This window comes from Campylobacter sp. BCW_4319 (assembly GCF_001764435.1).
GTDB classification, from domain to species: Bacteria; Campylobacterota; Campylobacteria; order Campylobacterales; family Campylobacteraceae; genus Campylobacter_D; species Campylobacter_D jejuni.
On record NZ_MKAQ01000010.1, the window covers coordinates 101519 to 126538 of the forward strand.

At 31.0% G+C, this 25020-nt stretch carries 27 protein-coding genes; 10 read left to right on the forward strand and 17 right to left on the reverse strand.

Annotation, left to right across the window (positions count from 1 at the left end; translation table 11 throughout):
• Positions 1 to 73: 73 nt before the first annotated feature.
• The 3 genes from AJN56_RS04120 to AJN56_RS04130 form a co-directional block, all read right to left on the reverse strand.
• The gene (locus AJN56_RS04120; RefSeq protein ID WP_002778842.1) at positions 74 to 613 is read right to left on the reverse strand and encodes an iron transporter; all 540 of its coding nucleotides are present in this window, start codon (positions 611 to 613) and stop codon (positions 74 to 76) included.
• A complete protein-coding gene (locus tag AJN56_RS04125; RefSeq protein ID WP_002868873.1) occupies positions 610 to 2700 on the reverse strand; it encodes an FTR1 family protein in 2091 nt (696 codons plus the stop codon). The genes AJN56_RS04120 and AJN56_RS04125 overlap by 4 nt, the downstream gene beginning before the upstream one ends.
• 349 nt (positions 2701 to 3049) lie before the next feature.
• The gene (locus AJN56_RS04130) at positions 3050 to 3262 is read right to left on the reverse strand and encodes a hypothetical protein (protein WP_002868874.1); all 213 of its coding nucleotides are present in this window, start codon (positions 3260 to 3262) and stop codon (positions 3050 to 3052) included.
• Between the two features lie 360 nt (positions 3263 to 3622).
• On the opposite strand from AJN56_RS04130, the gene AJN56_RS04135 reads away from it, so the two are divergent.
• The 6 genes from AJN56_RS04135 to map all read left to right on the forward strand — a co-directional run bounded on the left by AJN56_RS04135 (position 3623) and on the right by map (position 8244).
• The gene (locus tag AJN56_RS04135) at positions 3623 to 3805 is read left to right on the forward strand and encodes a YjfB family protein (protein WP_002856010.1); all 183 of its coding nucleotides are present in this window, start codon (positions 3623 to 3625) and stop codon (positions 3803 to 3805) included.
• Positions 3806 to 3946: 141 nt separating this feature from the next.
• A complete protein-coding gene (gene nhaA, locus AJN56_RS04140; RefSeq protein ID WP_002855944.1) occupies positions 3947 to 5095 on the forward strand; it encodes a Na+/H+ antiporter NhaA in 1149 nt (382 codons plus the stop codon).
• Positions 5092 to 6261 carry a Na+/H+ antiporter NhaA gene (gene nhaA / locus AJN56_RS04145; protein WP_002868875.1) on the forward strand — a complete coding sequence of 390 codons (1170 nt, stop codon included), beginning with the start codon at positions 5092 to 5094 and terminating at the stop codon, positions 6259 to 6261. The genes nhaA (AJN56_RS04140) and nhaA (AJN56_RS04145) overlap by 4 nt, the downstream gene beginning before the upstream one ends.
• A gap of 8 nt (positions 6262 to 6269) precedes the next feature.
• On the forward strand, positions 6270 to 6731 hold the full coding sequence (locus AJN56_RS04150; protein WP_002868876.1) for a C40 family peptidase: 462 nt from the start codon (positions 6270 to 6272) through the stop codon (positions 6729 to 6731).
• Position 6732: 1 nt separating this feature from the next.
• Positions 6733 to 7476 carry a glutamate racemase gene (gene murI / locus AJN56_RS04155; protein WP_002868877.1) on the forward strand — a complete coding sequence of 248 codons (744 nt, stop codon included), beginning with the start codon at positions 6733 to 6735 and terminating at the stop codon, positions 7474 to 7476.
• A gap of 9 nt (positions 7477 to 7485) precedes the next feature.
• Entirely contained in the window at positions 7486 to 8244 is a 759-nt protein-coding gene (gene map, locus AJN56_RS04160; protein ID WP_002868878.1) for a type I methionyl aminopeptidase, read from the forward strand.
• Between the two features lie 371 nt (positions 8245 to 8615).
• Here the strand turns inward: map and AJN56_RS04165 are convergent, their stop codons facing one another.
• The 13 genes from AJN56_RS04165 to dnaG all read right to left on the reverse strand — a co-directional run bounded on the left by AJN56_RS04165 (position 8616) and on the right by dnaG (position 20630).
• Positions 8616 to 9116, reverse strand: a complete 501-nt coding sequence (locus tag AJN56_RS04165) for a flagellar FLiS export co-chaperone (protein ID WP_002868879.1) — start codon at positions 9114 to 9116, stop codon at positions 8616 to 8618.
• A 55-nt stretch (positions 9117 to 9171) separates the two neighbouring features.
• Positions 9172 to 9771, reverse strand: coding sequence for an ABC-type transport auxiliary lipoprotein family protein (locus AJN56_RS04170; RefSeq protein WP_002868880.1), 600 nt, complete (start codon positions 9769 to 9771; stop codon positions 9172 to 9174).
• Positions 9771 to 10661, reverse strand: a complete 891-nt coding sequence (locus AJN56_RS04175; protein WP_002868881.1) for an MlaD family protein — start codon at positions 10659 to 10661, stop codon at positions 9771 to 9773. Before AJN56_RS04175 ends, AJN56_RS04170 begins: the two co-directional genes overlap by 1 nt.
• Positions 10662 to 10663: 2 nt before the next feature.
• Complete coding sequence (locus AJN56_RS04180) at positions 10664 to 11386, reverse strand: ABC transporter ATP-binding protein (RefSeq protein WP_070246165.1); 723 nt, start codon at positions 11384 to 11386, stop codon at positions 10664 to 10666.
• A complete protein-coding gene (locus tag AJN56_RS04185) occupies positions 11387 to 12496 on the reverse strand; it encodes an ABC transporter permease (RefSeq protein ID WP_002868883.1) in 1110 nt (369 codons plus the stop codon).
• A gap of 1 nt (position 12497) precedes the next feature.
• Positions 12498 to 14396, reverse strand: a complete 1899-nt coding sequence (gene tkt, locus AJN56_RS04190; protein ID WP_002868884.1) for a transketolase — start codon at positions 14394 to 14396, stop codon at positions 12498 to 12500.
• A 9-nt stretch (positions 14397 to 14405) separates the two neighbouring features.
• On the reverse strand, positions 14406 to 15251 hold the full coding sequence (locus tag AJN56_RS04195; protein ID WP_002868885.1) for a polyprenyl synthetase family protein: 846 nt from the start codon (positions 15249 to 15251) through the stop codon (positions 14406 to 14408).
• Complete coding sequence (locus AJN56_RS04200; RefSeq protein ID WP_002862279.1) at positions 15248 to 16342, reverse strand: PDZ domain-containing protein; 1095 nt, start codon at positions 16340 to 16342, stop codon at positions 15248 to 15250. The genes AJN56_RS04195 and AJN56_RS04200 overlap by 4 nt, the downstream gene beginning before the upstream one ends.
• Positions 16339 to 16650: a YbaB/EbfC family nucleoid-associated protein gene (locus AJN56_RS04205; protein WP_002851172.1), complete on the reverse strand. Its 312-nt coding sequence runs from the start codon at positions 16648 to 16650 to the stop codon at positions 16339 to 16341. Before AJN56_RS04205 ends, AJN56_RS04200 begins: the two co-directional genes overlap by 4 nt.
• 3 nt (positions 16651 to 16653) lie before the next feature.
• Complete coding sequence (locus tag AJN56_RS04210) at positions 16654 to 17937, reverse strand: UDP-N-acetylmuramoyl-L-alanyl-D-glutamate--2,6-diaminopimelate ligase (protein ID WP_002868886.1); 1284 nt, start codon at positions 17935 to 17937, stop codon at positions 16654 to 16656.
• Entirely contained in the window at positions 17921 to 18472 is a 552-nt protein-coding gene (locus AJN56_RS04215) for a hypothetical protein (RefSeq protein ID WP_002855727.1), read from the reverse strand. Before AJN56_RS04215 ends, AJN56_RS04210 begins: the two co-directional genes overlap by 17 nt.
• Positions 18459 to 18731, reverse strand: a complete 273-nt coding sequence (locus AJN56_RS04220; protein WP_002858971.1) for a NifU family protein — start codon at positions 18729 to 18731, stop codon at positions 18459 to 18461. Before AJN56_RS04220 ends, AJN56_RS04215 begins: the two co-directional genes overlap by 14 nt.
• Before the next feature lie 81 nt (positions 18732 to 18812).
• Positions 18813 to 20630 carry a DNA primase gene (dnaG, locus tag AJN56_RS04225; RefSeq protein WP_002868887.1) on the reverse strand — a complete coding sequence of 606 codons (1818 nt, stop codon included), beginning with the start codon at positions 20628 to 20630 and terminating at the stop codon, positions 18813 to 18815.
• A 69-nt stretch (positions 20631 to 20699) separates the two neighbouring features.
• Between dnaG and AJN56_RS04230 the strand changes: the two genes are divergently transcribed.
• The 4 genes from AJN56_RS04230 to aroC are packed head-to-tail and all read left to right on the forward strand — an operon-like array spanning position 20700 to position 23862.
• Complete coding sequence (locus AJN56_RS04230; protein WP_002868888.1) at positions 20700 to 21686, forward strand: CDC27 family protein; 987 nt, start codon at positions 20700 to 20702, stop codon at positions 21684 to 21686.
• Positions 21673 to 22113 carry a ribonuclease HI gene (rnhA, locus tag AJN56_RS04235; protein WP_002851277.1) on the forward strand — a complete coding sequence of 147 codons (441 nt, stop codon included), beginning with the start codon at positions 21673 to 21675 and terminating at the stop codon, positions 22111 to 22113. Before AJN56_RS04230 ends, rnhA begins: the two co-directional genes overlap by 14 nt.
• On the forward strand, positions 22100 to 22774 hold the full coding sequence (gene rnc / locus AJN56_RS04240; protein ID WP_002856336.1) for a ribonuclease III: 675 nt from the start codon (positions 22100 to 22102) through the stop codon (positions 22772 to 22774). The genes rnhA and rnc overlap by 14 nt, the downstream gene beginning before the upstream one ends.
• On the forward strand, positions 22774 to 23862 hold the full coding sequence (gene aroC, locus AJN56_RS04245; RefSeq protein WP_002856130.1) for a chorismate synthase: 1089 nt from the start codon (positions 22774 to 22776) through the stop codon (positions 23860 to 23862). Before rnc ends, aroC begins: the two co-directional genes overlap by 1 nt.
• 86 nt (positions 23863 to 23948) lie before the next feature.
• Here the strand turns inward: aroC and AJN56_RS04250 are convergent, their stop codons facing one another.
• Positions 23949 to 24932, reverse strand: coding sequence for an MnmA/TRMU family protein (locus AJN56_RS04250; protein ID WP_002856209.1), 984 nt, complete (start codon positions 24930 to 24932; stop codon positions 23949 to 23951).
• Positions 24933 to 25020: the final 88 nt, after the last annotated feature.

Sequence of the window (25020 nt, forward strand, 5' to 3'; positions counted from 1 at the left end):
TTTAAACATTGTTATTTTAATTTTTCAAATAAAAATAAAAATATTTAAACACTCGGAAAATCCGAGTGTAAAATCATTTTGGCGTGCCTGTGTATTTGAATTTATAATCTACTTTAAAAGGTTCAAACCACTTACCCACGCCTGTTTCTTCATCAACATGGCGTCCAAAACCTTGTTTTTCTGGATTTGAGATATAAAAAGTAAGTTCATAATTTCCTACGCCAAAGCCACCTTTTTTATCTTTTTCCATAGCAATATTTGCACCATAGTGAGGACCATCATCAGCCACCATAGGCATCAAAGTTCCGCGTTTAATTGCACCTGTGTCGGTATTTTTAAGTTCATAAGCTATAGTTAAATAAGGCATCCAAAAACCTTCTGGAAAACCATTTGGATTGTTTTTAAGTGCGTGAATGTCAGCTTCTAGATGAATATCTGCTAAAGACGCAGCTAGATCAATACCTCTTGGCTCCATTTCAATAGGTTGTAAATAAACAGCGGCTATTTCCATACCATTAAGTTCTTTTGGATCGCCAATTGGCACTTCGCCTGCAAATAAATTTGTACTAATAACCGCAGCTGCAGCAACTACTGATAAAACTTTTTTTATCATGATTTTACTCCTTTTTTTGAAATTTGTTTTGTTATCAAAATGCCAATAATTAGCATTGTCAAAACTATAAATTGGGGGATTAAAGTTTCATAGTAAGGATAAATTCCAAGCCATAAAATCGGTTCAAAATTCATAGGTATAAGACTAGGAATAATGACTTTTCCTTCTATGAGTTCAGCTATGCCTTTGCCTGTAAAAACAAAAACCATGTAAAAAATAATGTAAGAAGTGATATAGAAAAATTGTTTTACAGGTATGCGAATGGCTCCTGCTTTTAAAAGAAAATATAAAACAATAAGTATTAAAATTCCAAGTCCAAGCCCGCCAAAAACAGCACCAAAATCAGTGCTTGTTTTAGCATCAAAAAGCAAGGCTTGATAAAAAAGCACAGTTTCTGCACCTTCTCTATAAACAGCTAAAAATACGGTGATCCAAAGGGTTTTTGCACTATTGTTTGATATAGCATCTATAGCACCTTGTTTGATAAAGCTTGTCCATTTTTTATTTTGTGCGTTTGAAAGTAGCCAAAAGCCCACATAAAAGAGTAGTAATACGGCTATAAGCATGGCAATACCCTCTATAAGCTCTCTACTTTGTCCTGCATTTTCTTTAAATAGCCAAGAAACTCCAAAAGCGGTAACAAAACTTAAAATCACTCCTGTAAAAAGAGCACTATAGGCGATATTTAAACGATTTTTGTTGCCACTTTGTACAAGATAAGAAACAATGGCTACAACGATAATCAAAGCTTCCAAGCCTTCACGCAAAATAATACTTAAAGCCCATATAAACAGCGAATAAGGAGTAGAATCTTGAATTTTATCCACACTGCTTGCTATGAGTTGTTCTAAGTCATTAAAAGTAGCTTCAAGCTCTTTTTTATCTGCACTTGCTTTAATCAGTGCCACACCTTTGGAAAATAAACTTTCTATTTTAAGTTTTAAGCCGCTATCTACAGCACCGATTTTATTTTCCATACCGCTTGCTTCAAAAATATCTAGATAAATTCCTTGTAAATCATCTACTATAGAAGCACTAAAGCCATCATAATTTTTTAAAATTCCATCTAAAGCAAGTTTGATATCATTAGAAACTTTGGCGTAATCTTTGCCTTTTGTTTCATCATTAAAGCCTGAAATTTGCAAACTTGAAAGTTCTGAATTTGGAATTTGTAAGAAAACATCAAAAATTTGTTCTTCTATGTTATCTAAGCCATCTCTTAAGCCTTTTTCATCTATTTTTGCATCGTTGATTTGGCGTATAAGGGTGCGTATGGCTTGTTGAATTTTTTGATCGTTTCCTGCTTTGGTAAATTTATTTACTAAAATTTCTACTTTGGTATTGCGATAATCACTAAATAAGGCATCATTTAAAAAATCTTTACTAGCTTGGTAGTTTTTTTCTTTAAAAGCATTAGCTGCCTGTGAAAATTTGGTAGAGATATTATCTAGTATAAATTGCAATCTTGCGTCCATTGCAGCAGCAGCTTGTAAATCAGTGCCTGCATTATCATCTGTAAGTTTGCTTGTGTCGTTGTTTGCAGGTGTAGAAGCTTGGGTGGTTAAAGAACTTTGTGCTAAATCTTTTTTATCCACGCCCATCATTTGTGCGATTAAAGCTTCTGCATCAGCTTCGCGTTTGGCATTGGCTTCTAGGCTTGATTTTTCAGCTTTAGCCTTATCATAGTTTGTATCGCTTGCTTCTGCTTTTAAACGATATCCATTTTGTAAAATAGGGGCTACTTCATCAAGATCATAATAAAGACTATCAATTAAAGCATTAATTTGTGTCAAAGGGGCTTCATCTTTATACATGCGACGCAAATTTACAAATTTACGCTCCATGGTGATGGCTTTTCTTCCTATGTTTCTTCCTATAGGGCCTTCCATATTTTCAAAATGTTGAAAATACGCATCTTCGCTAAGCTTTTTAGCACCTAGATTATCGCCCTTTTTGTAAGTTTCTATGCTTTGTTTTAGCATGTCTTTGATAAGATTTGCCTCATTAATATAATCATCTACTCTAGCAAAAGCTGAGCTTGATAAAAAAATACTTATAATTAAAAATATAATTTTAAAAATTTTCATTATCATTATCCTTAGTTTTTGATAAAAATAATATTTATTATCAAAATAAATAATGGCTAGTATAATATTAAAAATCTTAAATAGAACTAAAAAATAAGCTTTTGTATCGATAATATTTTTTATTAATTATATTTAAGATATATTTTAATAAATTTTTAAATATATCTTATTTTTGTGATTTAATATGGGTTGTTTTTAAGTATCGCAAGGTTTTCTTCTAAGCTATGCACTTTGGGATATTGTTTTTGTATTTTTAATTTTTCCTTTTTTGATGTTTTAAAAGCTTAATAAAAATCAAAAAATCATTTATTGTGTATTCTTCAAGGAGATGGTTATAGCATATTTTAGATTAAGCAGATATATCCAAAAGTTTATCTTTTTTGTTGGTATCTGTATTTGTAGAATTGCTATTGTCTTTATTTGCTTCTTCTTTCTCAGCTTTAGCTTCTACTTTTTCTTTTTTTTCTTGAAATTTTAAAGAAAAGTCTATAGTTCGCTTATTTACTTCACTTTTGCCAAAATTTGTGGTATCCATAACGCCACAAGGTGTTACCAGTATCATTTCATTAACCTCTTAGTTTACAATGTTTACTAAACTTAAGATATTTTTTTCATTTTTTTCTTAAGTTGTAATTTTTGATTATATTATAAATCGTATAAATAAGATAAAACTTAAATTTATTGAAGTAAAATTTTTATCTATTTAATTTGCTTCTAAAAGTATCAACCATTTATATTTTGCTTATTGTTTCATAGTGTAAAAATTTTTAAAATAGGATTTTTCTTAAAAAATTTATGATTTTTAATTTCAGATATTGGTTCCCTTGAAAAATTTTAAAAAGTTTTAGTAAAAAATATTAAGTTTTGAAAATATCATCCGATTTAAATAAAGTCTTAAGACTCAATCTAAAAGGAGGACGATATGGTTTCAGATGTTTCTATGGGTAATGCTAATTTAATGACTGCTGTTAATACTTCAGTTTTGAAAAAATCTATGGACACAAACGAGGCATTGATGAATGAACTCATCGAAGGTATGGAAGGTGTCTCTCAAGCCTCCGCTCCACAAGTTTCTAGCTCTAGTGGTTTGGATATTTACGCTTAAATATCTTAAGAACAAGCTTAAGAACTTGTTGGTATCTTGAGCCTGTTTTTTTAAATAATTATTTCTTTAGTATTTTTTCGTTATAATTTTGCCATTTTATTTATCGTATTAAATTTTTATAATATTTATTTAGGAGCAAGGATGCAAATGATAAAGAAGATGGTTTTAAGTGAAACTTTCCCTGGTATTTTGCTTATATTTTTTACATTTTTAGCCTTATTATGTAAAAATTCTTCTTTAAGTGTTATTTATACAGATTTTTTTCATGCTAATTTTACAGTAGGATTTGATCATTTTCAAATTTCAAAGTCGTTGGATTTATGGATAAATGATGGTTTGATAGCTATATTTTTTCTATGTATAGGGCTTGAGTTAAAATATGAAATTTTACGCGGACAGCTTAAAAATATAAGAGCTGTATCTTTACCTATATTTGGAGCTTTGGGGGGTATGATTACTCCTGCTTTAATTTTTGCTGCTATTAATTATTCCCATGATTTTGCTATGAAAGGTTGGGCAATACCTACAGCAACCGATATAGCTTTTGCAGTGGGTATTTTGATGCTTTTAGGAAATAAAATTCCTACAAGTTTAAAGCTTTTTTTACTTTCTTTAGCTATTTTTGATGATTTGGGCGCTATTGTTATTATTGCTTTATTTTATACAGATCAGCTTTCAGCTTTGGCGATTATTATTTGTTTGTTTTGTATATTTGCTCTGCTTTTGTTAAATTATTATCACATCACCCATCTTTCTTTGTATGTGTTAGTAGGTGTTGTATTGTGGATAGCTATGCTTAAAAGTGGAGTACATGCGACTTTGGCTGGTGTGATTATTTCTTTATTTATACCACTTGATACAAAAAATAAAAAACCTTATTTGCATGAAGTTCTTAAGGATTTAAATCCTTGGGTGGTTTATTTTATCTTGCCTTTATTTGCTTTTGCTAATGCTGGGATTGATATCAGAGATATGCATCTTGGTTCGGTATTTTCGCCTGTAAGCCTTGGAATTATTCTAGGATTATTTTTAGGAAAGCAACTAGGTGTTTTTACTTTTTGTTTTATTGCTATCAAACTTAAGCTTGCAAAACTACCTGAAAATATTAAATATGGAAAATTTTATGGTATATGTATTTTAACAGGCATTGGTTTTACGATGAGTTTGTTTATTGATGGTTTGGCCTATAAAAATAGTGATATTTTTGAACATGCGGATAAACTTGCTATTTTAATAGCAAGTTTTTTAAGTGCCATTGTTGGTTTTATTTATCTTAAGATTGTTAAATGAATAATATAGTACATAAATTAAAAACTTTAGTTTTAAACGAGGCTTTTGGTGGTGTTTTACTTATAGTTTGTACTTTGCTTGCTTTGCTTGTGCAAAACGGGTCTTTTAGCGAACATTATCGAGAATTTCTAAATTTAAAAGTCGGATTTAGCGTAGGCGAATTTGAGCTTAACAAGCCTTTTTTACTTTGGATAAATGATGGGCTTATATCTATATTTTTCTTTGCTATAGGGCTTGAGCTTAAGAAGGAATTTTTGCACGGGGATTTTAAAAATCCTAAAAATATTGTTTTACCTTTTATGGCTGCTTTAGGGGGTATACTTATACCTGCGATGTTGTTTGTTTTGGTAAATATAGGAGATGCTTATACTTTAAAAGGTTGGGCTATACCTACAGCCACAGATACAGCGTTTGCCTTAGCGATTTTAATGATGTGTGGCAAGCATATTCCATCAAGTTTAAAAATTTTCTTACTTTCTTTGGCTATTTTTGATGATGTGGGTGCTATTTTAATTATAGCTATTTTTTATACGACAAAATTATCAATAGTTGCTTTTGTCGTTGCAGGAATTGCTATTTTGGCAATGCTTGTTTTAAATATTTTAGGAATAACAAGAAAGTCTTTTTATTTTATTTGCTCAGTTATTCTTTGGATTAGTGTTTTAAAAAGTGGTGTGCATGCAACTTTAGCTGGAATCATAACAGCATTTTTTATACCGATGCAAACTAAAAATGGAGAAGCATTTTTAGAAGAAATCTATGAAAGTCTAAAATTTTGGCTCGCTTTCGTTATATTGCCTTTATTTGCTTTTGCTAACGCTGGGGTAAATTTATCCAATATCGATATAGGAGCAATTTTTTCAGGTGTAAGTGTAGGTATTTTCTTGGGGCTTTTTGTGGGTAAACAAGCGGGTGTATTTTTGTTTTCTTATTTGGCAATCCGCTTTAAATTTGCAGCCTTGCCCCAAGGTTCAAATTTGAAACAACTTTATGGGGTTTGTATACTTACAGGAATTGGTTTTACAATGAGTTTGTTTATCGATGGCTTGGCGTATGAAGTCAGTGATATTTTTAATTATGCAGATAATTTAGCTATTCTCATAGCTTCATTTTGTTCTGGGATTTGGGGTTTTATTTATCTTAAATTCTTTGCTACTCGATCTTAAGGGGATTGATGAGGCATATTTTTTTCATCATCGCGATTATATTCTTTATAAGCGGATGTAGTTTTTATCAGAATTTAAACTATACTCGTCCGATTTATAATACAAATAAAGAAACAAAACTTAAGACTATTGCAAATGAATGGAAAAAAACTCCTTATGTTTTAGGTGGAACTACTAAAAAAGGTGCTGATTGTTCAGGATTTACACAGAGTGCATTAGCTCAGCTTAATATACGCATACCTCGCACCACAAAAACTCAATTAGGTTCTGGGAGAAAAGTTTCTAAATCAAAATTGCAAACAGGAGATTTGGTATTTTTTAAGACAGGTAGAGGGCCAAATGGTATGCATGTTGGTATTTATATGAGCAAGGGAAAATTTATACATTTATCTACTAAAGGTGGAGTAAAAGAAGTCGAGCTAAATAGTTCTTATTGGAAGGCTCGTTATATAGGAGCAAGAAGGTATTAAAGTGAAAATAGGTGTATTTGATAGCGGGGTAGGGGGGCTTAGCGTTTTAAAATCTCTTTATGAAGCTAGACTTTTTGATGAAATTATCTATTATGGAGATACCGCAAGAGTTCCTTATGGAGTAAAAGATAAAGATACTATTATAAAGTTCTGTCTTGAAGCATTGGAATTTTTTGAACAATTTCAAATTGATATGCTTATCATTGCATGTAATACTGCTAGTGCTTATGCTTTAGATGCTTTAAGGACAAAAGCACATTTTCCAGTATATGGTGTAATTGATGCAGGGGTTGAAGCAACGATAAAAGCTTTGCATGATAAAAATAAAGAAATTTTAGTCATTGCAACAAAAGCAACCATTAAATCAGAAGAATACCAAAAGCGTTTATTATCCCAAGGATATACAAATATAAATGCTTTAGCTACAGGGCTTTTTGTGCCTATGGTTGAAGAAGGTATTTTTGAAGGAGATTTTTTGCAAAGTGCTATGGAGTATTATTTTAAAAATATCACAACTCCAGATGCTTTGATACTCGCTTGCACTCATTTCCCTTTACTAGGTTGTTCTTTAAGTAAGTATTTTGGCGATAAAACAAAATTAATTCATTCAGGAGATGCCATAGTTGAATTTCTTAAAGAAAGAGAAAATATAGATTTGAAAAATCATAAAGCAAGATTACATTTTTATGCTTCAAGCGATGTTGAATCTTTAAAAAATACTGCTAAAATTTGGCTAAATTTATAAGGAAATAAAATGATAGAATTGAAAAAACCAGATGAAATAGAAAAATTAAGAATAGCAAATCAAATTGTAGCAAAAACTTTAAATTTTTTAGAGAATGAAATTAAAATAGGAATGAGCTTAAAACAAATTGATAAAATGGCAGAAGATTATATTTTAAGCCTTGGCGCCAAGCCATCATTTAAGGGGCTTTATGGTTTTCCAGGTGCCATTTGCACATCTTTAAATCAAGTTTGTATCCATGGAATTCCAGATGATAAAATTATCAAAGAGGGTGATATTTTAGGTCTTGATGTGGGAAGTTTGATTGATGGGTATTATGGGGATGCAGCAAGAACTATTGCTATAGGAGAAGTTTCACCCACTGATAAAGCTTTAATCTCTTGTGCTAAAGACGCGTTATATCATGCTATAGATATTATTCGTGATGGAATGCGTTTTAAGGAACTTTCAGCTGCTTTAGGCGAATTTATCCATGCAAGAGGTTTTGTCCCGCTTCGTGGATATTGCGGGCATGGTATAGGACGAAAGCCCCATGGAGAGCCTGAAATTTTAAACTATTTAGAAAAAGGTGCGAGTGCAAAAAGTGGCCCTAAAATTAAAAATGGAATGGTGTTTTGCATAGAGCCTATGATATGCCAAAAAGATGGAACACCAAAGCATTATAATGGAAAATGGGATGCTGGAAGTATTGATGGGCTGAATGCGGCTCATTATGAACATTGTGTTGCCGTGATTAATGGGCGTGCTGAAATTCTTTCTATGATATGATATTAAATTATAAAAATAATATTTTTTTCTTAAAATCCTAAAAATTTAAAATTTTTTAAATAATATTGTAGTAATATTCTTTAATAATTTAAGTTACTAAATGATATTTTTATAGTAGATTAAGTGTTTTTAGAATAAAATGTCACATCGTATTAAACTAAAACATAAATATGGTTTAGATAATTTAATAAAAATTGTTAAATTATCTAAATATTTATTTTAGTTTAAAGAGATCTTTTAAGATCTCGTTTGGGTTAGGCTATTTCCCTCCCCCTTTTTATTCGTAGCCTAACTCTCTTTTAAGAGTTTGGAAAATCTCTTTAAGCTAAAATATATTATATTTGCTTAAAGAGAACAAACGATTACTATTCTTATTTAAATAAATTTTTAAAATCCATTGTAGAGTTATAAATTCCAGCATTATCCATAGTTTCGCCCATGGTAATTGCGGTTGCTAACTCTGATAGAATGATTTTTATTTCATCTCTTTTGTCTTGTATGTAGGCCAATACACCTTCGTAATTACTTGTTTGAAGAATTAAAAGTGGATTAGCAATTTCAAATTCAAAAAGTTTTTTACCAACATAAACATTGAAAATATTTCCAAAAAGAGCTGTTCCCATGAAAGAGCAGTTTTGTATAAGTTGTGATGCTGTGGCATCAAGAGTTCTTTTTTGCATATCATCTGAATTTTCATCTATTCTTTCTAGAATGCTTTTTTCTATTTTTTTTAAAGACATATCAAGCACTTGAAGTGCTCCTATAAAATCATTTGCATCATTGATTTGAGAGCAAATTTGATTTGCTTTAAATTCATTCACGCCCTGAATTTCACCTAAGTGTTTTTTAAATATATCTAAATCACTTTTCATTGTTTACCTTTCAAAAATATTGCTAAATATTTAAAAAGCAAAAAGTGTTCCTAAATTAGGATAAGTTAGAATTTACCCAAAAAACAATCTCATTGCCAATTTTATTCAAGGCTTTTTGAAAAGCATTATAAGTAGAGCGGATATCTTTTTTTTCTATTTTTTCTTTAGTATTGAAAATTTTATGAGCTATTATTTGATTGTTTTCAAGATTTATGAAATTTACGCTTATAGAAATTTGAGCGTAGTTTTCATTGTTATTAAGAATTTGCTCAAAAGAGTTAATCCTGCTTTCAAGAGCATAATCCGCATTTAAAGAGCTTGTTGAAGAAAGTAGGGTTGTAAAAATATTGCTTTGTTCAAATTTTGATAAAATTAAAAAAGAATAAAGATTGCTTGGTAAATCTCCCCAGAAATAATGTGCGTATTTGTTGCTAAAACCATTATCTATATAAACAATAGCTCGCGAGTTTAAATACAAAGGTGCATTTGCATTGCGAATTTTAAGAATTTTACCGGTTTTTTTAAAAAAAATATTTGAGTCTATTCCTTCATCTTTTAATATGATATTTTCATTTTTGTTGATGGTTTCGTGTCTTAAAGAGCATCCGCATAACATAAAAATAAAAGTCAAAATATAGAATAATTGCTTTAGCATTATTTTTCTCCTGGTCCTAGTTTAGGTTTGGTTTCTTTAAAAATCAAATCAGCAGGGCTGTTTTGTAAATTTTCTATTAGAATATTGCTTTCAATTAAAACTCGTTTAAAAAGCTCTAAATTTTGCATCAAAGATGCTTTAATATCATCATAAGTGTTTAATTTTTCATCAGCTTTTTTTATGAATTTTTTTAAAATCATCGTACTTTCTTTTATGTCTTTAAGACTGGAGTTGAAATTTTGCGCACTAAGGCTTATATTATTAGCCATTTTTCCTATTTTTAAACTTGCGTTTGAAAGATTAAGGCTTAAATTTTTAGAATTAGCGTTTAAATTTGCACTTAATTCTGCTAGATTTTGCAAAAGGATTTCTAGATTTTTAAGATTTTTTTCGCTTAAAAGTTCTTTTGATTTATCATCGGCCGTTTTAACCAAAGAAAAAATATGTTCACTTTGTCTGTCTATGGTTGCTAAAAAACTTTCTTTAAAAGGAATGACTGGAAGTTTTCCCTGTATAGATACTAGATCTTTGCTATTTTTACTTCCGCCTTGAAGTTGGACAAATTTAAGTCCTGTGATACCTTGAAGTTGCAAAGTAGCAAAAGTATCTTCTTTTATAGGGGTATTGTTTTTGACCTTGATGCGTATGTTAACGCCGAGTTCATCTTGATTGTAAATGCTGATTTCTTCTACGCTACCAACTTCCACGCCCAAAAGCCTTACGGGCGCTTTTATGCCAAGTCCTGCAACGGATTCTTGTGTGTGAATTTCATAATACTTAAAACTTTCTTCTTTAGAGTATCCACCAAGCCAAAGTATGAAACCAAGGCTTGCAAAAAATACTCCAAAAACAAAAAGTCCTACAAAAAAATAATTTGCTCTATTTTCCACTTTTACTCCATAAATCTTTTAAAAAGTCGTTCATTTTGCAAGCGTAATTCTTCATAAGTGCCGCAAAATCCAACTTTTTTATTTTCTAAAATGATAAAATGATCGAGTAAATTTTTCATACTTTCTTTATCATGTGTAACCAAAATGATATTTAGATCAAAACTTTTTTTTAACTCTAAAACCAAATCGTCAAATTCACGACTACTATAAGGGTCAAGTCCTGAAGTAGGTTCATCTAAAAAAAGCAATTTACTATCAAGTGCTAAAGCTCTAGCAATTGCCACTCTTTTTTGCATACCGCCACTAAGTTCGCTTGGAAATTGTTTTAAAACACTTTCGTTTAAGCCTACCATTTTTAGCTTCATTAAAACCAGTTCTTGTATGCTATCTTCATCTAAATGAGTGTATTCTTTTAAAGGAATAGCGATATTTTCATAAACATTAAAAAAGCTAAAAAGTGCAGCAAACTGAAAAACCACACCCCATTTTTTACGCAAAGTAAGTGCATCTTCTTCGTTGATATTTTTAAGTTTATAGCCTAAAATTTCATATTCTCCACCATCAAAATGTTCAAGCATAAGCATTTGTTTTAAAAGGACGGATTTTCCACTTCCACTACCTCCTAAAATACCAAAAATTTCGTTTTTTTTGATTTCAAAACTTACGCCATCATGGACGATTTTTTCTCCAAATTTTGTAATGATATTTTGTGCTTTAATAACCATTTAAATTCCTGCAGAAGTTAAAATAACGGAGAATAAAGCATCAAAAGCTATCACCCAAAAAATAGCATTTACAACGCTTTTTGTTGTATAAATTCCTATGCTTTGTGTAGTGTTTTTTACCTCAAAACCACGAAAACAAGCAATAAGTCCTATTAAAAATCCAAAAATAGGTGCTTTTGCAAGTCCTATAAAGATATGTTTTATATCTACAGCTTCTCTAAAGCGTCTTAAAAATTCGGCAAAAGAAATATCAAGATTTAATTTTGCAACCATCATTCCACCTATAATACTGATCGCATCGCTAATGGCAACGATTAAAGGCATAGCCACTACCAAAGCCATGACACGCGGAATAATAATAAATTCAAAAGAACGAAAACCCATAGTATTCATAGCTGCAATTTCATCAGTAATTTTCATCACTCCAATTTGTGCGGTATAAGAGCTTGCACTTCTTCCTGCGATCACTATGGCAGCGATTAAAGGTGCAAGTTCTCTAGTGGCTGAAATTCCCATCAAATCCACTATGAAAATATTGGCTCCAAATTGTGCGAGTTGATAAGCAGCCTGATAGGCTAAAACCACTCCTACTAAAAGAGCAGTTAAAATAACTATAGGCAAGGCTTTAAAAGCAGAATTTTCTATATGATATAAAAAAGCAATAAAGCGAAAATTTTTAGGATTTTTAAGGCATAAAAAAAGACTTGTGAAAAAAGCTCCTGTGAAATTGATGAATTTTCTTAAAATTTTTAAAAGTTCTAAACTTAATTTTCCAAGATCGATAAAGTATTCACTGAAATTTTTATGTGATTTTTTTGTTTTGCTTAGTCTTTGGTAGTTTTTTTCACAAAGTTCAAAAAGGGTTTGAAAGCTTGAATTTAAGCCTTCTTTGGTGATTTTAATATTTTTATCTTTAAGGTCATTTTCCAAAGCAAGGAAAAATCTCACTCCAGCGGTATCGATTGCTTTTAGATCTTTAAAATCAAAAATCACTTCCTTGCTTTGGATCAAAGCTAAAAAATCTTTTATTTTTAACTTATAAATACTTGTTTTATCCCAAATTCCAAAGATAAAAAGAGTGTTATTTTGAAATTTGAAATTTGCATTCATTTTATTTGCTAAGGATAAAATTTACAAGCTTTGAAACGCTAAATCCAAAGTGTTCAAACACATCTTTGTCTTTGCCACTTTCTCCAAAACTTTCGACGCCATACACTTTGTGGCAAAATTTATAAAGTTCATTAGAATGCGCTGCTTCAACGCCTATAACTTCACCTTTTAACAATCTTTCTTGATAAGCTTTATCTTGTTTTTCAAAAAGTTCAAAACAAGGCATAGAAACAACATTACAAGCAAAACCTTGTTTTTCAAGTTCGTTTGCACTTTCTAGACAAAGCCAAACTTCACTTCCACTTGCTAGAAGTGTAAATTTAGCGTCTTTGCTTTCTTTGAGTAAATACGCTCCGTTTTTTACATCTCCAAAAATAGGTTCATTTAGAGCTTTGAGTTTTTGGCGTGAAAGCACAAAAGTACTTGGAATATCAGCATTTAGGGCTATTTGCCAAGCTTTGACATTTTCTACCCCATCAGCAGGCCTAAAGGTTAAAAAATTTGGCATAGCTCTAAAAGTGCTAAGTTGTTCTATAGGCTGGTGTGTTGGGCCATCTTCGCCCACGCCTATGCTATCATGCGTGAAAATAAAAAAATGTTTGATTTTCATTAGGGCTGCTATTCTTGCGGCAGGTTTTAAGTACTCGCTAAAGATGAAAAAAGTTGCCGAAAATGGTAAGAAAATTCCATATCTTGCAAAAGCATTGTTAATCGCTGCCATAGCGTGTTCTCTGATACCAAAATGGATATTTTTACCTTCTATAAAGTCTCCCATGCCGTGAAGTTCTGTTTTGTTTGAAGGGCCTAAATCCGCACTTCCACCTAAAAATCCTTCTAAATTTTTAGCTAAAACATTTAAAATTTCACCATTACTATCTCTTGTAGCAAAATCTTTTCCTTTAAAATCAGGATAAGCTATCTTGCTAAAATCAGGGTTTAATAGCCTTTCTAAAAGTTCTTTTTTACCACTTTTTTCAAGTTTATCTTTCCATTTTGCTTCTTCTAAATCCCCAAGTTCTACAGCGCTTTCAAAGCGGATTTTGCTTGCTTGTGGGATATGAAAACTGATATTTGGATCAAAACCTGCTTGTTCTTTGGCTTTTTTAATCACTTCTTCGCCCAAAGGTGCGCCATGGCTTTTATGACTGCCTTCAAGCTCTCCTGCACCCTTTGCTATAGTTGTTTTTGCGATGATAAGACAAGGTTTTGTGGATTTTTTAGCTTGTTCTAAGGCTTTATTAATTTCTTCATAATCGTGTCCATTTATACTTAAAACTTCAAATCCTTGTGCTTCAAAACGCATTTTTACATTTTCGTTAAAGGCTAAACCTACATCGCCTTCTATGGAGATATTGTTGCTATCATAAATAAGTATGAAATTATCAAGTTTGTGAAGTCCTGCTAAAGAACAAGCTTCATAAGAAATGCCTTCTTGTAAATCCCCATCTCCGCAAAGACAATAAATTTTATGATCGATTAAATCACTACCTAGCAAATTTTGCGCTTTTTTTGCCGCCATAGCAAAGCCTACAGCATTGGCAACGCCTTGTCCTAAAGGACCTGTAGCGATTTCTACTCCAAGAGTTGAAATTTCAGGGTGTCCTGGGGTTTTAGAATGAAGTTGGCGGAAATTTTTAAGATCTTCTAAGCTTAAATCATAGCCACTTAAATGTAAAAAACTATAAAGCAAAGCACTTGCATGTCCGCCTGAAAATACAAGTCTATCACGGTTTAGCCAAGTGGGATTTTTAGGATTGTGTTTTAAATGATAACTTAAAACACTTAAAATATCTGCTAAGCCCAAAGGTGCACCTGGGTGTCCTGAGTTTGCTTTTTGCACCATATCGGCACTTAAAAATCTTAGAGTATTTGCCTGTTCTTGTAAAATTTGAATGTCCATTTTTTACCTTTATAAGTATTGAATTATTAAATTTTGTATCATTTGTGCGAGTTTTTTATTGAGTTTTTCTAAATCTTGTTCGCATTCACTAAGAAGATTTTCTTTTGTTTTTATAGCTTGTTCAAGTCCAAGCAAATTGACAAAAGAATTTTTATGAATATCGTTATTAGTAGGCTTTCCGCTTTGTTCTTGACTTGTGGTTACATCGATAATATCATCATTGATTTGAAAAATCAGTCCTAATTTCAAACCAAGTTTGTAAATTTGATTGCTTTCTTCGTTGTTAAGTTCGCAAATTTCACAACCCATTTTTAAAGCTGCAGCGATTAATCTTGCGGTTTTATGTGTGTGTAAAAACTCAAGTTCATTTAAACTCAGTTTTTTGTCTTCAAAAAAACAATCAATAGCTTGTCCTATGACCATTCCATTAAGTCCTGCATTAAAGGCAAGGGTTTTGATGAGTTTGATTTTGATTTCATCTTTTAAATGAGCATGGCTTAGAACTAAAAAAGCTTCAGTATTTAAAGCATCGCCCACTAAGATGGCTGTAGTTTCATCGTAGCTTTTGTGTAAGGTTGGAATTCCTCGTCTAAAATCCGCATTATCCATAGCGGGTAAATCATCGTGTATGAGTGAATAAGTATGGATAAATTCCAAAGCTAAAGCCACATCTAAAGCTTGATTTAAAAGTTCAGGTTTATTGCTTTGTACTACGCTTAAAAGCAATTGTGCACGAAAATGCTTTCCTCCTGCTTTTAGCATAAGAGCTAAAGCTTCATTAAAAAAAGGATGAAAGCTTTCGACTTTAGGTAGATTTTTTTCTAAGTGATGGATAAAAAGTTCTTTTAAATTCACTTAGTAAGCCTTATGAAAAATTGAAATTTACCGTCGCCACCTGAGTTGGCATTTCCGCCTAGTTCATTGTTGAAATTTGATAAAGGTAATTTAGTACTTTTGCGTTCAATTAAGATGCTAAAGTCATTACCAGCGCTTAAAATATTTTGTAATTCTTTAAAATTATTTAAAATAATATTATTAACGCGTAAAATTTTATCTCCTACCATAAATCCTGCATTTGATGCTTTTGATTTTGGATCTATTTTGGTTACAACAAGACTAGTATTAACCGTTAAACCAAGATTGCTTGTGAAATTTGTAATTTTTGGTTTTGGTTTAGAATCAGGAAGATTAAATTTGCTCAAATCTTTTGCAAAAACTTCAGTAGAAATATTTAAATCCATATTATCACGCAACACTTGAAAATAAAGAGTGCTTCCGCGATCTGCAAAAAGAATTTTTTCATTGAGTTTTCTTAAATCATTGGCGGGTAAGCCATCAACACTTATAACTTGATCGTTGATTAAAAATTGTGGATTTTTTCTTACATTGTTAACATAAATTTTATTTTCTCGAACAACAAAATCAACGCCAATATCCCCCCAATAAACATCGTTATATTTCATAAAATGTTTTAAATAGCGATTGCCTATAAAAGAGCTATTATTTAAAGCAATCCCCATCATTTCACAGCATGGAGTCCCTAAAAGTCCTATTTTAGAATTAAAATCAAGTTGATCTTTTTCATCAATATTTTGAGCTAAATACTTAATATGCCCTATATAAGGTTTATTAGGATCCCAAATTCCAACCCAATCATTGCGAGTAAGTTTTTCTTCATCGCCCATAGGAGTAGGGATTAGGCTAAAGTCAGTTCTTACAAGATATAAATTTAAAAATGGATCGTATTTTACATATTTGTTAAGCTTAGTATTAGGCTGTTTTAACACAGCAAGTAAATTTTCACTGAGTGCAAAAGCTGGCATTCCTTCATAGTTAAGCATGCTTGCCTTATTTCTTTCATAACCTGCTAAAAAATCTTCAAATTTAGGTCTTTCTATACCAAAAGACAAAGTAAAAAGCATGCAAATAATTAAAATTTTTTTCATAATTTCATACCTCCAAAACCGCCTAAAACATCATTCGCCATACTTGAGCGATTTTGCGCAACCATAGCCAAAACATCATTAATTGCAGAAATAAGTAAAATTTGCAAGGACTCTTTATCTTCAAGTAAAGAATCATCAATGCTAACATCGATAATCTCGCCTTTTCCATTAGCGCTTACTTTAACAAGTCCTGCTCCACTTTTGGCGCTAAATTCACGATTTGCAAGTTCTAGTTCTATATTTTTTGCTTTTTCTTGAACTTGATTTAAAAGTTCACCCATTTTAGAAAAATCCATATTTTCAAACATTGATTATCCTTGATTTTTTAAAATTTCATTAACAACTACTTTATCACTAAAAGGATATTTTATCCCTTTAATTTCTTGAGTAGTTTCATCACCTTTGCCTAAAATAACGACCAAATCGTCATTTTCTTTTAGTTCTAAAGCTTTTTTTATAGCTTCTTTTCTATCTTCTATCATTAAAACTTTTTCTTTTTTAGCAAAGCCTGATAAAATTTCTTCCATGATGGTTTTTGGTTCTTCGCTACGTGGATTATCACTTGTAATGATAGCAATTTTTGCAAAATGTTCGACGATTTTTCCCATTAAAGGGCGTTTGGTTTTATCTCTATCTCCACCTGCTCCAAAAACAACGATGAGTTGTTTATTTTTAAGAGTGTCAAGTACTTTTTCAATGCCATCAGGCGTATGAGCAAAATCCACAATCACACCTTTTGCTACTTGTTCTACTCTACCACAAACTCCGCCAAATCCACTGATAGCTTTTTCCAAGTCTTTTAAATCAGGCTTTATGAGTTCATTCACACAAGCACTAGCAACTAAAAGATTATAAAGATTAAAAAGTCCTAGTAAGGGGGAGTCTATGTGAAAAGTTTGATTTTTATTTGTTACAATAGCACTAATGCCTTCTTCTAAAGAATAAGCTTTGATTTGATATAAGGCAGGATTTTCTATGCCATAAGTAAAAGCATTACGCACATTAAATTTAATAGCCAAAGCATCTTTGTTGATAAATTTTAAACTCTCATCTGTAAAAAAAAGTTCTTTTGCTTTTTTGTAATTTTCAAAAGTACCGTGAAAATCTAAATGATCTTGAGTGATATTGGTAAAAATTTTAGCAACAAAATTTAAGCCTTCGATACGGTTTTGAACGAGTGCGTGTGAGCTTACTTCCATGATGAAAAAATCACATTTTTTTTGAGTAGCTATTTGTAGGTACTCTAAGGTTTTAAGAATAGGGGAGGTGGTTAAGGATTTTTCATCAATTTGTTCATCGTTGATAAAAGCTCCTCTTGTCCCGCAAAGCCCGCATTTATAACCTAAATCCAATAAGATAGAGTAAATCGCTGCTGCGGTTGTGGTTTTGCCATTGGTTCCTGTGATTCCTATGATTTGAATCTTTTCATCGATTTTTAAAAGTTTTTTACACTCATTTACATCAATGATTTTTGCACCTTTTTCTAAGGCTCGAGCGTGAAATTTAGCATTTTGTGTGGTTTGTAAAAAAAAGCATTCTTTTTCACACTCTAAGGTACTATCTGTAATGAATGAATTTTCAAGTTTTAATTTCACTTTTAAATCCTATGAGTTTTTCTTGGAGTTTGATAAATCTATCATTTGCCCAAAAATGAGGCATAACATTTTCTATATAATTTAAAGTCATATCTTTATAGCCATTATCAAGTAATTTTTCCAAAAAATCTAAAAAATCATCACGATTATCAATAACTAATTTAGTGCTATTAATGATATTTTCAAAACTTTTTTGAAAGCCAAGTTCTTCTTCGCTTTTTAAAAAATCTTGATAATTTAACGCATGCCCATCTTCAAATTCATTTTCCTGTTTGTTTTCTTGTTTTTTAAATTCAATTGTACTTAAAATTTCTTCTAAGTCTTTATCAATGCTAGAGATTTTGTAATGTTCTATATAAAAATCAAAAAGTAAAGAAGCTTCTTTAGGAGATTTTAAAGCAAGATCACAAAGGCAGATAAAATTTAGCAAGCGTTTATTTTTGCGTTTTTCATAAGCCATAGAAAAATACATTTTTGCAGTTTTAAAATCTTTCTTGTAAAAATGTTCAATTCCAAGTTTTTTATAATTTTGCAAATTCGTCTGCTCCGCCGTTTAAATTGATTATAGTGATTTCTGGATGAATATCAATCTTAAGTTGCCTTTCAAGGCCATATTTTAGCGTTGTTCCACTCGATGCACAGCCTTTACAAGCTCCTATTAAATGGACATAAACAATCCCATTTTTAATTCCTAAAAATTCAAGCCCTCCGCCATCACGTTCAAGCATAGGCAAGCTCTTTTCTAAACTCGCTTTAACAGGATTTATAAGCTCTTCATCGCTAAAAGGCATCATAATTTATCCTTAAAAATTTTTATATACTTTAGCGTGATTGTGTTTAAAAAAAGGTAAATTAAGGCTTGAAATTTAAATAAATTAAAAAGGTTCATCATTATCTTGTGTGCTAAATCCTAAATCATAAGCTGTAAAGTTTTTGTTACTAAAAATTCCATTTAAGTTTCTAAATGATTGTTGCAGAATTTCTTCGTTTTTTTCATATTTTAAGAAGCTTAAATATTCTTTTAAAAAATTATTTAATTCTTCGGTATTTAAATTTTTAATTAGAAGATTTAAATTTTTATCAATAAGCGTAAAAAGTTGTTTTTTTAATGCGAGTGTAGAATTTTTAATTTTTACATTGTTTAAAAAAGCTAAATTAACCTTGCAAATACCTAACAAGAATTCGCTATAGTTTAAATTTTTTCGAATATTTTTATTTTCAAATTCTCTAATATCACTATCTTCATAACCTTTTTTTTCTAAAATTTTATCCAATAAAATCTTATGCTTAAAACAAACACTATCACTAATTTGCTTAAAATCGTTACATATATCTGGATGCTGTTTTAAAAAAGCTATAAGTTCTAATTCTGCAATGTGAATTTTTTCTTTAGGAAAATTGTATTTATTTTGAGAAATTAAAGGGGTATGTATGGTTTTTTTTGAATTTTGCGATAAGACAATAAATTTTTCATCCACTTTTAATAAATTTGAAACTAGACTAGTGTAAGAATTTGCCACTAAAGGTTCAAGATTAAAGGTGAATTTTTGTATAGTTTCTAAAGCTTTTTGTTTATCAAGAGCAGAAATTATGGAATGAGTGGATATTAAGCGTCTGATATAAAATTCACCAAGCTCTATTCCTTCATCGAGTATATCATGAAGTTTTGTGCTTTCATTTTTTGCTACGAGCTCAGCAGGATCTTTTCCGCCTTGCAAAATTGCCACTTTACCGTCTATTTTGTTTGTGCTCAATAAAAATGCAGATCGTGTCGCAGCTTTTAATCCTGCTTCATCATTGTCAAAACATAAAATCACTTTTGCATCATAACGGCGGATTAAGGGTAGATGATGTTCGGTTAATGCTGTTCCAAGAACTGCTACAGCATTGTTAAACCCTGCTTTGTGAAAAGCTATTGCATCCATGTAGCCTTCACATACTATTATTTCTTTTTTTTTGGCTATATTTTCTTTAGCGATGTTAAAAGCATAAAAAATTCTACTTTTATCAAAAAGTATATTTTGGGGTGAATTTACATACTTTGCCGGTACATTAGGATTTAAAGTACGCCCTCCAAACCCTACTAATAAGTCTTTATGATCGTAGATTGGAAAGGTGATACGCCATATAAAACTTGCGTAAAATTCATTATTTTCATCTTTTTTTAAAGCTCCAACACTCATAGCATCTTCTAAAGGAATTTTTTGATTTCGCAATAATCTTATACTATCTTCACTTGCTCCTGCAAAACCTAATTCGAATTTGGCTATATCTTTGTCATTTAAAGCTCTTTGGTAAAGATAGGTTAAGACTTCTTTGTGGTGTTTGAGATTATCTTTAAAATACGCATTTAAGCTTGGTAGTATAGACTTTAGCTCTTTTTTATTTTCTTGTTTTTCTTTTGTATAACTTAAAGTAAAATTACTAAGGCTTGCAACTTTTTCAACTGCATCAGCAAAACTTAATTTTTCATAATCCATTACAAATTTAAAAGCATCTCCACCAGCTTTGCAAGCAAAACAATGATAAAAACCTTTGGTAGGATTGATATGCATAGACGGGTTTTTATCTGCATGAAAAGGACAGATACATACAAAACTAGAGCCTTGTTTTTTTACTTCAATATAATTTTCTATAATATCAACAATATTAAGTCTTTGGGATAAATTTTCTATACTTTCTTTAGTTATCATTTTACAAACCTTGTTAAAATTATACAAAGATTTGGCTATAATTTGGCATAAAATTTTTAGAGCGAGACTATGGATTTTTTCTTTGTAGAATACAGAGACCCTTTAGTAGGGCTTATAATTTTAACCATTTTAGTATTTGTTGTAGCTGTTGCAAATTATATTTGGAAAATATTTGCTAGCAAAGATGAAGAACAAAAGCTTGAAAAATTTATAAAAAAATTTGAAATGGATAATGCTCATAAAGAGTTGTTAAGAAATAGTAGCTTGAGTTTTGGAAATTTAAGTTTTTTGGCTGAAATTTTTACTAAAAGCGGGGAATTTGAAAAAGCAACTCAAATTTATTTGATTGCTCTTGAAAAATGTAAAGATAAACAAGAAAGAGAATTTATTTTCCTTTCTTTGGCAAAAGTTTATTTTAAAGCAGGATTTTTAGAGCGTGCAAAAGAAGTTTTATTACAAGCTTTAAAACTGCGTCCAAGAAATATACAAGCCTTAAAACTTTTAAAAATTGTTTATTTAAAACTTCGTTCTTATAAAGAAAATTTAGAACTTTTAGAATGTCTTTTTGAGCTTAATGAAGATGTGCAAAAAGAGCATGATTTTATCAAAGCTTTAGAACTTTGTACTTTTAATATCACTGATGAAGAAAAAAAGAAAAAACTTTTAGAATTTAAAATAGAAGATAATCCTATGTTGGGGCGTTTAGTTTTTGAAAAATATCATATGTTTTTAGGGCAAAATTTTTTTGATATTTGTGATTTGCTTTATAGGGAAAATGAAGCGTTTAATTTAGAAAATCAAGATTTTTTAGAATTCTTTTATGCTTTGGGTAAAATTTCAAAGCATGATGATACGCATCAGTTTGTTTTTAAAAATTCTAATTTTAAAATGTTAAAAATTTTAAAAGATAATTCTTTTAATGCGGGGTTGGAATTTTCATACCGTTGTTCTGAGTGTAAAAATGTTATGCCTTTGTTTTTTTATCACTGTCCTGTTTGTTATGAGTTTAATACTTGTAAAATTATTTATGAAGTGAAAAACAATGAAACACATTGAAATTTATACAGATGGTTCATGTCTTAATAATCCAGGTTTTGGCGGATGGGCTTATATTTTGCGTTATAAGGAGTATCAAAAGGAAGGTTTTGGAGCTGAGGCTAATACCACTAACAATAGAATGGAGCTAATGGCAATTATTGAATCTTTGAAGGCTTTAAAAGAGCCTTGTGAAATTTCGCTTTTTACAGATTCTAACCTAATGGTTCAAAGTATTAATGAATGGCTAGAAGGATGGATAAAAAAGGATTTTAAAGGTAAAAAAAATATAGATTTATGGAAGGAATATATTAAAGTGGCAAAATCTCATAAGATTAAGGCTTTTTGGGTAAAAGCACATAATGGACATTTGGAAAATGAAAGGTGTGATACATTGGCGCGTGAAGCTGCTTTGAAAATTGCAAGGGAAAATGATGAAAAACATTGAAAAACTAGAGCGGAGTTTAACTTATGAATTTAAAGATAAAAATCTTCTCATACATGCTTTAACCCATAAAAGTTTTAAAAAATCTTACAACAACGAACGCTTGGAATTTTTAGGTGATGCTGTGCTTGATTTAGTTGTGGGTGAATACCTTTTTCATAAATTCGCTAAAGATGCCGAAGGAGATTTATCTAAGCTTAGAGCGGCTTTAGTGAATGAAAAGTCTTTTGCAAAAATTGCAAATAGTTTAAATTTGGGCGATTTTATTTTTATGAGTGTTGCTGAGGAAAACAATGGAGGAAAAGAAAAGCCTTCTATACTTTCAGATGCGTTAGAAGCCATTATAGGTGCTATACATTTAGAAGCTGGATTTGAGTTTGCAAAAACTATTGCTTTAAGACTTATAGAAAAAAATTTCCCTCAAATTGATGCAAAAATTCTTATAAAAGATTATAAAACAAAATTACAAGAGATTACACAGGGAAAAATAGGACAAACTCCGCAGTATGAAACAGTGCGTGCTTTTGGTCCTGATCATTTAAAGCAATTTGAAATCGCTTTAATGCTTGATGGTAAAGAACTTGCAAGAGCTATTGCGGGAAGCAAAAAAGAAGCACAGCAAATGGCAGCAAAAATTGCACTTGAGAAATTAGGAGCTTTATAGTGAATACCTTTGGTACGAGATTGAAATTTACAAGTTTTGGTGAGTCTCATGGTGTGGCTGTTGGATGTATTATTGATGGAATGCCTGCTGGAGTTAAATTTGATGAAGAATTTTTACAAAATGAGCTTGATAAACGCAAAGGCGGAAGTAAATTTGCAACACCAAGAAAAGAAAGCGATAAAGCTCAGGTTTTAAGTGGGGTTTTTGAAGGATATACAACGGGTCATCCCATAGCTATAGTAGTTTTTAATGAAAATGCTCATTCTAAAGATTATGATAATTTAAAAGATCTATTTCGTCCTGCTCATGCGGATTTTACTTATTTTTATAAATATGGCATAAGAGATCATAGGGGTGGGGGTAGATCAAGTGCTAGGGAAAGTGTTGCTAGAGTGGCTGGTGGTGCAGTTGCAGCGATGCTTTTGTGTGAATTTGGCATTTGTGTTCAAAGTGGTGTTTTTGGAATAGGAACTTTTGTATCAAATTTGAAAGAAGAAGAATTTGATTTTGAATTTGCTAAGAAAAGTGAAATTTTTTGCCTTGATCCAAAACTAGAAAGTGACTTTAAAAATGAAATTTTAAATGCTAGAAATTCGAAAGATAGTGTAGGCGCTGCTGTTTTTACAAAAGTTAGTGGTATGCTTGTGGGACTTGGAGAAGTTCTTTATGATAAGTTAGACTCTAAATTAGCTCATGCTTTAATGGGAGTTAATGCCGTTAAAGCAGTTGAAATAGGCGAAGGTATTAATGCAAGCAAAATGCGCGGATCGTGTAATAATGATGCTTTAAAAGATGGCAAGTTTTTAAGCAATCATAGCGGAGGAATTTTAGGAGGAATTTCAAATGGAGAAAATCTTATTTTAAAAACTTATTTTAAACCTACTCCTTCTATTTTTGCCAAGCAAGAAAGTATAGATAAATTTGGCAATAATTTGGAATTTGAACTCAAAGGTAGGCATGATCCTTGTGTAGGTGTTAGAGGAAGTGTTGTAGCTAATGCTATGGTACGTTTAGTTTTGGCTGATTGTTTGCTTTTGAATGCGAGCGCGAATTTAAACAATTTAAAAAATGCTTATGGATTAAAATAAAAAAAAGCCCATTTTCGTGGGCTTGATTGCAATATTTTGAAAAGATTCAAATACTATATCGCTTGTTTTACTAAATACTTTATACTTTAACTAATAAAAAATTGATTAATATCAGCCTTATTTTCAAAAGCTATACTTGTATAAGCTTGATTTTTAAATTTAAGTTCATAGCTTTTTCCTACTTCGTGTTTAGTATAGGTAAGGGCTATTTTTAAGGCAAGTTCTAAGTCTTTTTCTGAAATTTTTTCATCTACCAAAGAGTAAGCTCCGATTAAATCCCCAAGTTCTATTACTTCATATTTAGGAGTTTTTAAACCTTTTAAAAGAGTATTTTCAAGTTCATTTCTACCTATGATCATTTTAGCTCCATTGGGTAATCTTAAATGACGACCATATTTTAAAAGTTGTGCGTCATTAACCTGCATATCTTTGTCAAATTCTATGAAATCTCGAATTTTTTTAGCAAAACTATCAAGAGTTAGCAAACAACCACCGCCTGGGCTTTCAAAGTCTTCTAAGCCAAATTTAACTGCAAGTTCAAGTTGTCTTTTACGACTTCTTCCACTAATACCTTCGAGTTTTTCTCTATCTACCCAGCCTTCTCTTTCAGGTTTGGTTAGAGGTAGGTTTTTTGCGCACATAGGACGCAAGATTAAATCTTCTTCATCAAGAGCAAGTTTTTTAACCTTTGCCATCGCATCACTTCTTTGACTCATAGGGCGTTGTCCTAAAACTTCTCCTGTGATGATAAAACTTGCATTTTCTTCTTTTAACATAGCAAGAGCAGTTTTAAACATAAAAGCATGACAATCTATACAAGGATTAAAATGTTTGCCATAGCCATATTGTGGATTAAAAAGCACTTCTTGAAGATAGGAATTTCTTACATCTATCATTTCAAAATCCGCACCTACCATTGCCGCACGCTTTTTCATGATTTCGCTTTTATCACTTGTGCTTCCAAAACCTATGTTGATATTTAGAGCTTTAACTTCTATGCCTTGTGCAGTGATGAGTTTCATTGCAAGCATACTATCAAGCCCACCGCTAAAAAGAGCTAATGCTTTCATTGATTCCTTTCTGAGATTATAAAGTTTTTTAAGATTTTGTCGATTATAAAAGGTATAATTTTAACTAAAAAATCTTTAAAATAAGGAT

Coding starts and splice junctions, on each gene's coding strand:
- AJN56_RS04230 (WP_002868888.1), top strand. CDS start 20,700: ATGGATTTTTTCTTTGTAGAATACAGAGACCCTTTAGTAGGGCTTATA.
- tkt (WP_002868884.1), bottom strand. CDS start 14,396: ATGGACATTCAAATTTTACAAGAACAGGCAAATACTCTAAGATTTTTA.
- AJN56_RS04180 (WP_070246165.1), bottom strand. CDS start 11,386: ATGGTTATTAAAGCACAAAATATCATTACAAAATTTGGAGAAAAAATC.
- AJN56_RS04170 (WP_002868880.1), bottom strand. CDS start 9,771: ATGCTAAAGCAATTATTCTATATTTTGACTTTTATTTTTATGTTATGC.
- AJN56_RS04185 (WP_002868883.1), bottom strand. CDS start 12,496: ATGAATGCAAATTTCAAATTTCAAAATAACACTCTTTTTATCTTTGGA.
- AJN56_RS04205 (WP_002851172.1), bottom strand. CDS start 16,650: ATGTTTGAAAATATGGATTTTTCTAAAATGGGTGAACTTTTAAATCAA.
- AJN56_RS04120 (WP_002778842.1), bottom strand. CDS start 613: ATGATAAAAAAAGTTTTATCAGTAGTTGCTGCAGCTGCGGTTATTAGT.
- AJN56_RS04250 (WP_002856209.1), bottom strand. CDS start 24,932: ATGAAAGCATTAGCTCTTTTTAGCGGTGGGCTTGATAGTATGCTTGCA.
- AJN56_RS04150 (WP_002868876.1), top strand. CDS start 6,270: ATGAGGCATATTTTTTTCATCATCGCGATTATATTCTTTATAAGCGGA.
- nhaA (WP_002855944.1), top strand. CDS start 3,947: ATGCAAATGATAAAGAAGATGGTTTTAAGTGAAACTTTCCCTGGTATT.
- rnc (WP_002856336.1), top strand. CDS start 22,100: ATGAAAAACATTGAAAAACTAGAGCGGAGTTTAACTTATGAATTTAAA.
- rnhA (WP_002851277.1), top strand. CDS start 21,673: ATGAAACACATTGAAATTTATACAGATGGTTCATGTCTTAATAATCCA.
- AJN56_RS04130 (WP_002868874.1), bottom strand. CDS start 3,262: ATGATACTGGTAACACCTTGTGGCGTTATGGATACCACAAATTTTGGC.
- map (WP_002868878.1), top strand. CDS start 7,486: ATGATAGAATTGAAAAAACCAGATGAAATAGAAAAATTAAGAATAGCA.
- AJN56_RS04220 (WP_002858971.1), bottom strand. CDS start 18,731: ATGATGCCTTTTAGCGATGAAGAGCTTATAAATCCTGTTAAAGCGAGT.
- nhaA (WP_002868875.1), top strand. CDS start 5,092: ATGAATAATATAGTACATAAATTAAAAACTTTAGTTTTAAACGAGGCT.
- AJN56_RS04125 (WP_002868873.1), bottom strand. CDS start 2,700: ATGAAAATTTTTAAAATTATATTTTTAATTATAAGTATTTTTTTATCA.
- AJN56_RS04165 (WP_002868879.1), bottom strand. CDS start 9,116: ATGAAAAGTGATTTAGATATATTTAAAAAACACTTAGGTGAAATTCAG.
- AJN56_RS04135 (WP_002856010.1), top strand. CDS start 3,623: ATGGTTTCAGATGTTTCTATGGGTAATGCTAATTTAATGACTGCTGTT.
- AJN56_RS04200 (WP_002862279.1), bottom strand. CDS start 16,342: ATGAAAAAAATTTTAATTATTTGCATGCTTTTTACTTTGTCTTTTGGT.
- dnaG (WP_002868887.1), bottom strand. CDS start 20,630: ATGATAACTAAAGAAAGTATAGAAAATTTATCCCAAAGACTTAATATT.